Origin of the sequence: Empedobacter sp. GD03797, from assembly GCF_029842105.1 — a bacterium.
GTDB lineage: Bacteria > Bacteroidota > Bacteroidia > Flavobacteriales > Weeksellaceae > Empedobacter > Empedobacter falsenii_C.
This window is the reverse complement of sequence record NZ_JAOCFS010000004.1, coordinates 76,750-90,038: the sequence shown is the minus strand read 5'-3', so window position 1 is coordinate 90,038 and position 13,289 is coordinate 76,750. Positions and strand designations below refer to the sequence as shown.

The following is a 13,289-nucleotide window of genomic DNA, read 5'->3' as shown; positions in this document are numbered from 1 at the left end:
TGGTTACTCTTCTAATTGATGCAATATATTTTCTAATTCTACCAGATTCTTTTTATAATAAGTAGAAATCCACCATTTTAATAATAAAACGCAAATTAAAACATAGAAAAATAGTGTAAGAAAAATATAAAGATAAAACTGAAATTTATGAACAAATTGCAACGAGTTAGGATGCTGGATATACGAAACACCAATAATCATCAACATTAAAATACAGATCATGTACGAGTAAATACTGTAAATATCAATCGCAGATTTGTAATTGAAATAAAACCAATTGATATTCTTTAACGAATTATATTCCAGATGATATGATCGTTTATAAAACTTGAAAACATAAATAAACGGCACCAAAAAAGTCAACGAAACACACAACAATGTCCACCAAATTGTTGGCGTATTTGCATCAAATAAGAAAGGAAAAGTATATAAAAACAATAATCCTAATAATTGAAAATAAAACTCTTGTTTCAATGTTTTTCTTACTTTATCAATAATGGTATTTGCTTCTTGATTAAGCTCAAGATTTGGATCAATTTTCACTTCATCTGAAGATTGATTGTCCCATTGTTTTTGTAATTCATCAAAATTCATAACCGTATTTTTTTATGATGATTTGTATTTTTTCTTTCGTTCTGTTCAATTTCACACGTGCATTTACTTCCGAAATTCCCAAGTTCATACTAATTTCCTTGTGATTTTGTCCTTCCAAAAACAGAAAAATCAATGCTTTTTCTACTTTATTCAATTCATGAACTGCTTTATAAAACAATTCGAGTTGTGTTTCTTTTTCACCAGAATCCATCTCATCTACTTGATCAATATTTTCTAAAAAAGTATGACGATCTGCTTTTTTCTTTTCTTTTCTAAAATAAGTTAACGCCGTGTTCAACGAAACGCGATACATCCAAGTTGAAAATTGAGATTTACCTTCAAAACGATCAAAAGATTTCCATAGTTGCAAAACAATCTCTTGTATCAAATCATTTTGATCTTCAGAATTATCCATATACATCTTAGCGATTTTGTGTAAAATCCCTTTGTGTTGATCGATTAATTCTAAAAAAAGAGTTTGTTTAGCTTCCAAAATCGTTACTTTATTTTTTTCAACGCAACTTGTTCATCGTCGATAAATAAAATACAATTGACTCCGAAAAATTCTTGCAAAATATTTACTTTGATATTTAACTTTTCATCTTTAGAATTTTTTAAATGTCCCGTTAAAATTGGTGCAGAAAAATAGTTAATTTGATAATCTTGTAATTTATCATTTACAAAAAGTTTTTCGCCAGAAAACCAATTATTCTCGATTCTGATAACATTATTTTCAACTGTTGTTTCCCAAATAGATTTCATCGTTTAATTATTTTAGTGTTTACTAGTAAGTAGCAAAAAAGTAAAAACGTTACAAACTTTTTTGAAAAATATTTAGAATAGAGAAAGAGTTAATGCAGAAATATATAAACCAAAACCAAAAATAAGATGTGTAAGCAAACTGCGAAAACGCATTACATTTGGCGACGCAAGTTTTGAAGATGCAATTCCAAGCCCAAATGCTGGTTGCATAATAAAAAAAGGTGCTACAATTGTAAAAAACCCTACAAATAAAGCAGGAAAAATTGTAGGATGATTTAACCATTCTACCCCAAAAATCACGACTAATAAAATAGAAAATGTAATTCCGATTAAGTAATGCGCCAACCAACCGATAAAAACTTCATTTTGAATTGGTTTTGAATCAAATATTTTATCATGCGTAAACTTTCCATTTGCAAAATGTCCAATCCAACGGCCTACAAATCTATAATCCAAAGATTTAATATCGAATAATTTCAAAATAAAAGCCCAAATATCCATCACAATTGTTGCTCCAACGCCAACCAATATTGTTTTTATAATTATCTCCATCATTTATTTTTTTAAATAAAGATAGATGATTTTTAATTAATGCAATACAATCGCATTAGCGTGTTTCAAAAATATTTGCTTAAAATTCCATTTCTAACCAAATCGGTAAACTGAATTCTTCTAATAAATGAGCCAATTGAAATTCTTTGTAGTTTTCTTTCGTTATCCACGCCATTTCTTCTATCTCAGAAGCGATTTTAAGCGTTTCTAATGATTTTAATTTAACATGAAACACATTTGCATGAACTTCAGTATTCGCTTCGTTAACGGCAATAGAAGTGTGTTGCCCTAAAAATGAAACATCATGTTGTAGAATATAAACATTAATCTCTTCTAAAAATTCGCGTCGAAGTGTGGTTAATAATTCTTCATCTTGTTCTCGTTTTCCTCCAACCATCTGAAAAAATTTCGATTTCTTTTTTCGGACAGCTAACATCCTACCCGTTTCATCTGTAACCAAGGCGTTCACCAAATAAATATGATTCATTGTTATGCGTTATGCGTTATGCGTTATGCGTTATGCGTTATGCGTTATGCGTTATGCGTTATGCGTTATGCGTTATGCAAAAATAAAAAGTTTGGAGCAAAAAAAAGCTTCACAATAAGTGAAGCTTATAAAAGTTGGCGATCCGGACGGGACTCGAACCCGCGACCACTTGCGTGACAGGCAAGTATTCTAACCAACTGAACTACCGGATCAGTCTGTTTTTTTTATTTATAATTTTCGATCGATCTAAAATAGAAAAAGAAATAGATGCGATCCGGACGGGACTCGAACCCGCGACCACTTGCGTGACAGGCAAGTATTCTAACCAACTGAACTACCGGATCAGAAAATTATAAATTGATATATTTTTTATGAATTTTTATAAAAAATTGCGATCCGGACGGGACTCGAACCCGCGACCACTTGCGTGACAGGCAAGTATTCTAACCAACTGAACTACCGGATCAGAAATTATAAAAAATATATTGTGTAAAAGAACGAACTTTTTGCGATCCGGACGGGACTCGAACCCGCGACCACTTGCGTGACAGGCAAGTATTCTAACCAACTGAACTACCGGATCAAAATCTGTATCGATTTCGGATTGCAAATATAGGCGGTTTTCTGATAAAACCTAAACTTTTTTCAAAAAAAATCTCGGAAATTTTGCATCCGAGATTCTTTTATTTCAAAATCAGCGATTTAATTTATTATAAAATCGCGTTTAATTTTTCTACTAATTGCTCTTTTGGAACAACTCCAACAACTTTATCTACTACTTCTCCGTCTTTGAAGAATAAAATTGTAGGAATGTTGCGAATTCCATATTTTGCTGCAACTTCTTGGTTTGTGTCTACATCAACTTTACCAATAACTGCTTTTCCTTGATATTCTGTAGCAAGCTCTTCCACAACTGGACCAACCATTCTACAAGGACCACACCAAACAGCCCAAAAATCAACCATTGCTGGTTTTCCTGACTCTATAATATCTGATGCAAATGATGCGTCTGTTACTTCTAATGCCATAATCTTATATTTTTTTATCTAATCTTAAGTTTACAAATCTACATAAAATTTTATTCTTGAAAAATTTCGTTCATATTATCTATCAATTATTCAATAGATGAAACGAATAATTAATTCAGTTTGAATGTAATTTCCTGCAATTCATCTAATTCTTTCAACAAATCTCGACAAATGTTAATTTTTATTTTACTTGCTGGTAAATCTAAATTATTCAAATAATCTTTTGGATCAATTAATTGAATTTTTAATAATTTATCTCCTTGATATTTGAACATAATATCTGATAATTTGCTAAATGTTTCTTCCGAAAATTCTGGAACTTCAATCTTCACTGTCATTTTTTCGGCTTGCTTTTCCACAATTTCATTCAACAACAAAATATTTGTGATGTTTTTATACACACGACCTTGCGTTACATTTCCTTCTTTGTCTTTGAATTCTTTTTTCGAGATATTCAATTTCAAATTCAAGAACATATTTTCTTGCATAAAGTGTCTATACTTCATATAATCGCTTCCAAAAACCATGATATCCATCGAATCGGTGTAATCGCTAAACGTAAAAATACCAAATTCGTTTCCATTTTTGGCAATTCTATGTTGAATATTTGACATCATTCCACAAATCGAAACTTCTTTGTTAACAAAGTTATCTTCATTCGCATTGATATCAGAAATACTACAATTTGAAGCCATTTTCAACTCATGTTTAAAATCATCTAACGGATGCGAAGAAATATAAATTCCGACAACTTCTTTCTCTTTCGACAAACGTTGCAACATATTCCATTTCTCACAATCTGGCAACATCGGAACCACATCTTCTACAACAGAATCTCCGCCAAAATCACCAAATAAAGAAGTTTGAGAAGAATTTTTTTGCTCCTGATAATTTCCTCCATACTTGATTAATTTCTCCAAATTCGTCGTTGTATTATCGATAAAGAAATAACGTCCACGATGAAATTCGAACGAATCAAAACCTCCAGCCAAAACTAAATTTTCGATTGTTTTTTTGTTGACTGTTCTTAATTCCACACGTTTTACAAAATCGTAAATATCTTTGAATGGACCATTTTCTTCACGTTCCGAAATAATCGAATTTACCGCAGCATGTCCAACTCCTTTTACAGCGCCCATTCCGAAACGAATTTCATAATTTTCGTTTACGTTAAACTTCGTAATCGACTCGTTGATATCCGGTCCAAGAACAGCTAATCCCATGCGTTTACATTCTTCCATAAAGAACGTAACCTGCTTGATATCATTCATATTATTTGAAAGAACAGCCGCCATATATTCAGCAGGATAATGCGCTTTTAGGTAAGCTGTTTGGTACGCAACCCACGCATAACATGTCGAGTGCGATTTATTGAAGGCGTAGGACGCAAAGGCTTCCCAGTCTGTCCAAACTTTTTCTAAAATTTTAGGATCATGCCCTTTTTCTGAAGCTTGCGCAACAAATTTTGGTTTCATTTTATCCAAGACAGCTTTTTGCTTTTTCCCCATTGCTTTACGCAAAACATCGGCATCACCTTTCGAGAAACCTGCTAATTTTTGCGAAAGCAACATTACTTGCTCCTGATAAACCGTAATTCCGTAGGTTTCTGATAAATATTCTTCCATCGCATCCAAATCGTACTGAATCGGTTCTTCCCCATTTTTACGACGAACGAACGACGGAATATATTCGATAGGCCCTGGACGATAAAGGGCATTCATGGCAATTAAATCGGCAAAAACTGTCGGACGTAAATCCTTCATGTATTTTTGCATTCCGGGAGACTCATATTGGAAAACCCCAACCGTTTCACCACGCTGGAAAAGCTCATATGTTTTTTCGTCATCAATCGGAATTTCATCCGGATTAATCTCGATTCCTGTTCTCGCTTTTACTAATTTGATGGTATCTTTAATCAAGGTTAAGGTTTTCAACCCCAAAAAGTCCATCTTCAATAATCCGGCACTTTCTGCAACCGAGTTATCAAATTGTGTTACATATAAATCTGAATCTTTCGCCGTTGTTACAGGTACGAAATTCGTGATATCATCTGGCGTAATAATTACCCCACACGCGTGAATTCCCGTGTTACGAACAGAACCTTCTAAAATTTTTGCTTGCTGAATAGTTTCTGCAGCTAAATCGTCTCCATTCGATAAACGTTTTAATTCGCTTACAGCATCAAACTCTTCTGGTTTTAAGGCTCCTTTTAATGCAGCTTCATCTAAATTGAAGATTTTAGATAACTTCATATTCGGAATCAAACCTGCAACACGGTTCGCATCAAACAATGGTAAATCTAATACACGAGCCGTATCTTTTATCGAAGATTTCGCTGCCATTGTACCATACGTAATGATTTGCGCTACTTGATTTGCACCATATTTATCAATTACATAATCCATTACCAACGATCGACCTTCGTCATCAAAGTCGATATCGATATCGGGCATGGAAACACGATCGGGATTAAGAAAACGCTCAAAAAGTAAATCGTACTGAATTGGATCTAAATTGGTAATCCACAAACAATAGGCAACCGCAGAACCTGCTGCAGAACCACGACCAGGACCAACAGAAACGCCCATTTCACGAGCCGCAGCAATGAAATCTTGTACAATCAAGAAATAACCCGGATAACCAGTTTTCTCAATTGTTGCTAATTCAAAATCGATACGCTCTTTTATTTCATCTGTCAATTCGGGATAGCGTTTTTTCGCACCTTCGTATGTCAAATGTTTTAGGTAAGCATTCTCACCACGTTTTCCTCCGTCTTTGTCATCTTCTACATGATGAAACTCTTCTGGTATATCAAATTTTGGAAGTAATACATCGCGATAAAGCGTGTACTCTTCTATCTTATCAATGATTTCTTGTATATTAATAATCGCATCAGGAACATCTTGAAACAATTGTTTCATTTCAGCTTCTGACTTGAAATAATATTCTTGATTTGGCAAACCAAAACGGAATCCGCGACCACGACCAATTGGCGTTGATTGTTTTTCTGCATCGCGCACACACAACAAAATATCGTGTGCATTCGAATCGTCTTGATTGATATAATACGTATTATTTGTAGCCACAACTTTTACATTGTGTTTACGGGCAAAGGCAAGCAAAGTCTGATTAACACGATCTTCATCTTCTTGTCCGTGACGCATCAATTCGATGTAAAAATCATCACCAAACTGCTCTTTCCACCATAGTAAAGCTTCTTCGGCTTGCTTTTCACCAAGATTCAAAATTTTATTTGGAACTTCACCTTGTAAATTTCCAGACAAAACAATCAAATCTTCTTTATATTCTTCAATAATCGCTTTATCAATTCGAGGTACATAATAAAAACCATCTGTATACGCCTTCGACGCCATTTTTGCTAAATGATGATAACCATTTTTGTTCTTTGCAAAAACAACAATTTGATAACCATTATCTTTTTTTGATTTATCTAAATGATTCTCACACACAAAAAATTCTGAACCAATAATCGGTGTAATTAACACTTCCGTTGGTTCTTTTCCTTCTTCAATTAATTCTGCATTCTTTTCTTTTGCCGCTTTGTTATGATTCTGAACTGCTGCATTAAAATGGAACGCACACATCATATTTCCATGATCGGTAATCGCAACTGCAGGCATTTTATTTTTTGCCGCAGCACTCACCAAATCGTTTACAGAAATGGTTGATTGCAAAATCGAAAATTGTGTGTGATTATGTAAATGCGCAAATTTTGCTTTTTCAAACTGTGCTAAAACTTCCTCCGAAATTTCAACGACCTCATCACCTCCATCTTCTTTAGCTTTAATTTTCGCAATTTCTTCCGAAGCCTTTTTAAGATTGACGTGATTTAGTCCAACTGGCTGAATATTTGTCTGATTAATTTCATTAAATCGAACAAAATAATCATCCTCAACTTCTAACTCGTTTTTCGTAAAAATTCCTTTACGAATCAACTCGAAAAAACAACGCGTAGTTGCCTCCACATCGGCAGTCGCGTTATGCGCTTCGCCAAATGGAACACCAAAAAGATATTGATGCAACTCCGTTAACGTTGGTAATTTGTAACGACCTCCACGACCACCAGGAAGTTTCAATAACTCGGCAGTTACTTCTGTACAGGTATCCAAAACAGGTTTTTCGGCTAAATTATTTTCATAATTCAGACGATAAAATTCGGCTCCCATAATGTTAATATCGAAACCTAAATTTTGTCCAACAATGAATTTAGCTTTACCTAAAACTTCGTTGAATTTATCTAAAACTTCTTTTAATGAAACACCTTTTTCGGTAGCCAAATCAGTCGAAATTCCGTGAATACGCTCAGAATCATACGGAATATCAAAACCATCTGGACGAACCAAATAATCTTGATGTTCAATAATTTGTCCCATTTCATCGTGCAATTGCCAAGCGATTTGTATACAACGCGGCCAGTTGTCGGAGTCAGAAATCGGCGCATTCCAATCTTTCGGAAGACCAGTTGTCTCTGTATCGTATATTAAGTACATTGAGTTTTCGTTTGAATCTGTAAATTTACGAAATCTTAGCAGAAGATTTTCTTAAGATAAGTTAAGAAAGTTTTTATAGAAAATGTAATTTTATTAAAAGATATATATCCAATATGTTTTACGTTTATACTATTGCAATACCACTTTTGATTATTTTATCTTTTTATTACGTTGAACGAAAAATATTCAAAATAAATAACCTTCTCATTTTAGTTTTTTTATTCTGGCTATATTATATCGGTTTATATTTTTTAGAATATTTTAAAATTTTAGATGACTCTTGGATTTTATATTCTATTTTTTTCTTCTTGTTTCCAATCACTATTATTGTATTAATTATAAAAACTGTAATGATTATTCTAAATAATTTAAAAAAATAAATGAGACAAAAACTAATTTATATACTTTATTGGGCTGCAATTTTTACAGTTTCAATATCAATTTTTGTATATGGAATTTTGAAACCTACTCAATTAGCAAATACGAGTAACGCCATTAATAATCATCTTTCTGAAGGTCATCAATTAATGTGGAATTTTTATGGTTTTAGTAAAGGATATCCAATAATCATCGGAATTTTTGAAGTGATTGGTGCAATTACTTTACTTTTTAGAAGGACAAGAATTTTTGGATGTTTGTTATTAACCACAATTTTAGTTAATATTATTCTACAAGATTATTTCTATGAAATTTCAGCCTTAAGAATTTCGATTTATCTACAATTCTTCATCTTCATTATTTTAATAATTGATTTCAGAAAAGTTAAAGAAATATTTATAAAATTATTCGAAAATCAATCAACTGAAAAACCAAAATGGGTTTTAATTATCATTGCTTTTTTTATGGCGGTTTTTACTTATTTAGCTTTTATAAAATTATTTTAACAACAATTCATTAAAAATCAGCGGCATAATATTTGGAGCTTTATAGCTATAACCACAAAAAATATAAATTATGTTAGAAACTGATTACAAAAAATGTATCGAAGCTTGCTTAGAATGTTTAGTCATTTGTAAACAATGTGCCGTTGCATGTTTGAACGAAAAAGAAGTAGAACATTTGAAAAAATGTATTCAAACAAATTTAGAATGTGCTGCAATTTGTAACACCGCTGTTGAAATAATGAGCTTGAATGGAAAGTTTGCCAAAGAATTATGTGCTATATGTGTCAAAGCGTGTGAAGCGTGTGCCGAAGAATGCGAAATGCACGCCAAAATGGGTATGAAACATTGCGAAGAATGTGCGAAAGCTTGCCGCGAATGTGCTAAAATTTGCAAAGAAATGGCAGCTTAATCAAACCAAAAAAGATGAACTTAATTCAGTTCATCTTTTTCTAAAATTTCTTCGGATTCAAAACTCATTTTAAGTTTGATGAGTTCGTCTTTTATATTTTCTAATCGCTTCACAACATCTATTTCATCCGTTGTTGTCGCAATTCCTTTTTTACCTATCGCTTGTTTTGCACCTTCTAACGTATAGCCTTTTATTTTGACCAAATAATAGATATTCTTAAAACAATCAATATCATTTTTGGTAAATAATCTATTTCCTTTTTTGTTCTTTTTGGGTTGAATAATTTCAAATTCTTTTTCCCAAAATCGAATCAACGATGCATTTACATCAAAGGCTTTGGCAACTTCGCCAATCGAATAATATAGTTTATCAGGCAGGTCTACGTTCATTATCAGCGTTTAATCCAAAGATAATGACAATTTTTTAGAGTTTTGATAAATTTTAATGAAATCGTCTGGATCAACATCATTATAGAAATACATAATCGGATCTACAGGTTCTCCATTCTTGTGAATTTCGTAATGCAAATGCGCTCCAGTAGAAAGTCCAGTCGTCCCAACATAACCAATTACATCACCTCTTTTCACTTTTTGTCCGCTACGAACTTTCGCACGAGACATGTGAGCATACAAACTTTCGTAACCATTTCCGTGTTTCAAGACCACCATATTTCCGTAACCAGAATTAAATTCTGAAACTTTTACAGAACCATCTCCAGTTGCATAGATTGGTGTTCCCGTAGAAGCTGCAAAATCTAAACCTTTGTGCATTTTATTCACTTTCAAAATTGGGTGAAAACGAGATCCATAACCAGACGCTAATCTACTTACATATTTATCAGCAACAGGTTTTAGAACTGGCATTGATGATAAATTAGCATCTTTTACACCAGCCGAACGAAACACTTCGTCCAACGATTTTGATTCAATTTCGATTTTATCGATTAATTTCTCAATATCTTCTGCTGTATAATTGTCAATTTCTTTATTTACAGAATCGATGTTTTCATTGACACGCATATCATAAATCGTACGATAAATATTGCGATCTTTTTCTTCGATTTCTGTCAAAGCTTCTTCTACTTCTTTGAATTTTTTATGTAATTGCTGATTTTCATTTTCCATTCTTTCCAACTCAGCCAATAATTTGCTTTTGTCGTCTTTGAATTTTCCTGCTCTCGATGCGTATTCAGAATCATTAAAATGATATCCAATCATTCCAGCAGATATTGTCGATAGACATAAAAATAGTAATACGTATAATGCTGTTTTAGGAGTTTTTTGGACTCTTTTCTTCGCCCAACTCATTAAAAATTTCACAGAATTATACTTATAGTTTTTATTTTCCATTACTTAACCAACCTTTTATTATCTTTGTAAAACGTTTGCAAAGTAACGAATATTGTACGAGTAAACTTGTTAATCAAATGATAAAAATAATTTAATTAAATGAAATCCAAAGATATAAGAAAAGAATTTCTGCATTTTTTTGAGACAAAAGGCCACTTAATAGTAGACTCTGCGCCGATTGTTTTGAAAGACGATCCGACATTAATGTTCAATAATTCGGGGATGGCACAATTCAAAGAATATTTTTTAGGAAACGGAACTCCAAAAAGTAATCGTATCGCGGATACACAAAAATGTCTTCGTGTTTCTGGTAAACATAATGATTTGGATGATGTAGGAAAAGATACTTACCACCACACGATGTTCGAAATGTTAGGAAACTGGTCTTTTGGTGATTATTTCAAAAAAGAAGCAATCGCTTGGGCGTGGGAATTACTAACAGAAAAATACGGAATCTCTAAAGATCAAATTTATGTAACCGTTTTTGAAGGTGATAAAGGTGACGGAACATCATTAGATGAAGAAGCGTTAGAACTTTGGAAACAACATATTGCGGAAGACAGAATTCTTTACGGAAATAAAAAAGATAATTTCTGGGAAATGGGTGATATCGGACCATGTGGACCATGTTCTGAAATTCACGTAGATATTCGTCCAGAAGCGGATCGTTTAGCTGTTGATGGTAAAACATTGGTTAATATGGATCATCCACAAGTGATCGAAATTTGGAACTTGGTATTTATGCAATATCAACGTAAAGCGGATGGTTCTTTAGAATCTTTACCAGCGCGTCACATCGATACAGGTATGGGATTTGAGCGTTTAGCAATGGTTTTACAAGGAAAATCATCTAATTATGATACAGATGTTTTTCAACCAACAATCAATAAATTAGAAGAAATTTCTGGTGTAAAATACGGAACAGCAGAAAAAACAGATATCGCTATACGTGTTGTAGTTGACCATTTACGCGCCGTTTCTTTTGCAATTGCAGACGGACAATTACCATCAAACACAGGAGCAGGATATGTAATTCGTCGTATTTTACGTCGTGCAATTTCTTACGGATATCGTTTCTTAGGTCTTAAAGAACCTTTTATCTATAAATTATATCCAATCTTGAAAGCTGAAATGGGTGATTTCTTCCCAGAATTAGTAAAACAAGAAACAATTGTAACTGGCGTTATTCGCGAAGAAGAAGCTTCTTTCTTACGTACAATTGAACAAGGATTAAACCGATTAAATCAAATCATCGAGCAATTAGGAGATTCTAAAGTTGTTCCTGGTGATGTAATTTTCGAATTATATGATACATTCGGTTTCCCTGCAGATTTATCTCGTATTGTAGCAGAAGATCACGGTTTCACAATTGACGAAGCTGGTTTTGAAGCGGAGATGGCGAAACAAAAAGAACGTTCGAAAAAAGCAACTGCTTTGGTAACGGACGACTGGGTTATTTTAGATGACAAAGGAAACGAAACGTCTATCGCTTATGATAACACAGAAGCTGAAGTAAAAATTACACGTTACAGAAAAGTAAAAAATAAAAAAGGAGAATTTTTCCAATTAGTATTCAACCAAACGCCATTCTATGCAGAATCTGGAGGACAAATTGGTGATACAGGATCAATTTCTACTTTGAATGAAACAATTGAAGTTGTTGACACGAAAAAAGAAAACAACTTAGTCATTCATTTTGTTGAAACTTTACCAGAAAATGTAAACGCTACATTCAATGCAAAAGTTGACACAGAAAAACGTAACGAGACAACGAAAAATCACTCTGCAACACACTTAATGCACGAAGCATTACGCGAAGTTTTAGGAACTCATGTAGAACAAAAAGGTTCTTATGTTGGAGATGATTATTTACGTTTTGACTTTTCTCATTTCTCTAAAATGACAGATGAAGAATTGACAATTGTTGAGCAAAAAGTAAACGATAAAATTGCAGAAGCTTTACCATTAATCGAAAAAAGAGATTGTGATATCAACGACGCTATCGCTGAAGGTGCAATGGCTTTATTCGGTGAAAAATATGGTGATAAAGTTCGTGTGATTCGTTTCGGATCTTCAATCGAATTATGTGGTGGTACACACGTAAAAAATACTGCAGATATTCGTTTGTTCAGAATTTTATCTGAATCTTCGACTGCTGCTGGTATTCGTCGTATCGAAGCAATTACATCAAACAAAGCTATCGAAGCGTACAAAGATGCTGAGAAAAACTACAATGATGTTTTAGCTGCGCTTAAAACTAAAAATGACGCTGTAAAAGCGGTTCAACATTTATTAGATGAAAATGCTGAATTGAAAAAACAATTAGAATCGTTTGTTGCGCAACAAGCTGCTGCTGAAAAAGCAACTTGGAAAGCTGCTGTTAAAGAGATTAACGGTGTTAATTTCTTAGCGGTTAAAACGAATTTAGATACAAATGCAGCAAAACAAAATGCAATTGATTTGACAAAAGAAATCGAAAATGCATTTATCGTTGTTGGTACGAATGATGCAGTAAAACCATCGATTACAATTTCTATCGCGAAAAACCTTGTAGATGATAAAGGTTATAATGCAGGACAAATTGTAAAAGAAATCGCGAAACACATCAACGGTGGCGGAGGTGGACAAGCCTTTTTAGCTACTGCAGGTGGTAAAGAAGTTTCTGGATTAGATGCTGCACTAAAACAAGCAGAAGATTTTGTTAAATAACAAA

General features: G+C 33.2%; 12 protein-coding genes and 4 tRNA genes. 3 read left to right on the top strand and 13 right to left on the bottom strand.

The window, feature by feature from the left end; all coding sequences use genetic code 11:
* Nucleotides 1-3: 3 nt before the first annotated feature.
* The 11 genes from N5D90_RS05045 to dnaE form a co-directional block, all read right to left on the bottom strand.
* Nucleotides 4-594: a hypothetical protein gene (locus tag N5D90_RS05045; protein WP_280061780.1), complete on the bottom strand. Its 591-nt coding sequence runs from the start codon at nt 592-594 to the stop codon at nt 4-6.
* Complete coding sequence (locus N5D90_RS05040) at nt 584-1,015, bottom strand: RNA polymerase sigma factor (RefSeq protein ID WP_407932336.1); 432 nt, start codon at nt 1,013-1,015, stop codon at nt 584-586. Before N5D90_RS05040 ends, N5D90_RS05045 begins: the two co-directional genes overlap by 11 nt.
* Nucleotides 1,016-1,092: 77 nt before the next feature.
* On the bottom strand, nt 1,093-1,356 hold the full coding sequence (locus N5D90_RS05035; RefSeq protein WP_280061778.1) for a hypothetical protein: 264 nt from the start codon (nt 1,354-1,356) through the stop codon (nt 1,093-1,095).
* 72 nt (nt 1,357-1,428) lie between these two features.
* Nucleotides 1,429-1,908 carry a DUF2938 domain-containing protein gene (locus tag N5D90_RS05030; protein WP_280061777.1) on the bottom strand — a complete coding sequence of 160 codons (480 nt, stop codon included), beginning with the start codon at nt 1,906-1,908 and terminating at the stop codon, nt 1,429-1,431.
* A 79-nt stretch (nt 1,909-1,987) separates the two neighbouring features.
* Entirely contained in the window at nt 1,988-2,395 is a 408-nt protein-coding gene (locus tag N5D90_RS05025; protein WP_280061776.1) for an NUDIX domain-containing protein, read from the bottom strand.
* 135 nt (nt 2,396-2,530) lie between these two features.
* Nucleotides 2,531-2,607: transfer RNA gene (locus tag N5D90_RS05020), tRNA-Asp, on the bottom strand.
* Nucleotides 2,608-2,665: 58 nt separating this feature from the next.
* Nucleotides 2,666-2,739, bottom strand: a tRNA-Asp gene (locus N5D90_RS05015).
* 48 nt (nt 2,740-2,787) lie between these two features.
* A tRNA-Asp gene (locus tag N5D90_RS05010) sits at nt 2,788-2,861 on the bottom strand.
* A 43-nt stretch (nt 2,862-2,904) separates the two neighbouring features.
* A tRNA-Asp gene (locus tag N5D90_RS05005) sits at nt 2,905-2,978 on the bottom strand.
* 127 nt (nt 2,979-3,105) lie between these two features.
* Nucleotides 3,106-3,423 carry a thioredoxin gene (trxA, locus tag N5D90_RS05000; protein ID WP_038331009.1) on the bottom strand — a complete coding sequence of 106 codons (318 nt, stop codon included), beginning with the start codon at nt 3,421-3,423 and terminating at the stop codon, nt 3,106-3,108.
* A 110-nt stretch (nt 3,424-3,533) separates the two neighbouring features.
* Nucleotides 3,534-7,934: a DNA polymerase III subunit alpha gene (gene dnaE / locus N5D90_RS04995; RefSeq protein ID WP_280061775.1), complete on the bottom strand. Its 4,401-nt coding sequence runs from the start codon at nt 7,932-7,934 to the stop codon at nt 3,534-3,536.
* A gap of 380 nt (nt 7,935-8,314) precedes the next feature.
* On the opposite strand from dnaE, the gene N5D90_RS04990 reads away from it, so the two are divergent.
* Both N5D90_RS04990 and N5D90_RS04985 read left to right on the top strand, forming a co-directional pair.
* Nucleotides 8,315-8,818: a hypothetical protein gene (locus N5D90_RS04990; protein ID WP_280061774.1), complete on the top strand. Its 504-nt coding sequence runs from the start codon at nt 8,315-8,317 to the stop codon at nt 8,816-8,818.
* A 70-nt stretch (nt 8,819-8,888) separates the two neighbouring features.
* Nucleotides 8,889-9,227 carry a four-helix bundle copper-binding protein gene (locus N5D90_RS04985; protein ID WP_280061773.1) on the top strand — a complete coding sequence of 113 codons (339 nt, stop codon included), beginning with the start codon at nt 8,889-8,891 and terminating at the stop codon, nt 9,225-9,227.
* 20 nt (nt 9,228-9,247) lie between these two features.
* Here the strand turns inward: N5D90_RS04985 and N5D90_RS04980 are convergent, their stop codons facing one another.
* Nucleotides 9,248-9,616 (bottom strand): MerR family transcriptional regulator, encoded by a 369-nt coding sequence (locus tag N5D90_RS04980; protein ID WP_038331000.1) that lies wholly within the window; start codon nt 9,614-9,616, stop codon nt 9,248-9,250.
* A 9-nt stretch (nt 9,617-9,625) separates the two neighbouring features.
* Nucleotides 9,626-10,576, bottom strand: coding sequence for a M23 family metallopeptidase (locus N5D90_RS04975; RefSeq protein ID WP_038330999.1), 951 nt, complete (start codon nt 10,574-10,576; stop codon nt 9,626-9,628).
* Nucleotides 10,577-10,675: 99 nt separating this feature from the next.
* On the opposite strand from N5D90_RS04975, the gene alaS reads away from it, so the two are divergent.
* Complete coding sequence (gene alaS, locus N5D90_RS04970; protein WP_280061772.1) at nt 10,676-13,285, top strand: alanine--tRNA ligase; 2,610 nt, start codon at nt 10,676-10,678, stop codon at nt 13,283-13,285.
* The last annotated feature ends 4 nt before the right edge of the window (nt 13,286-13,289 follow it).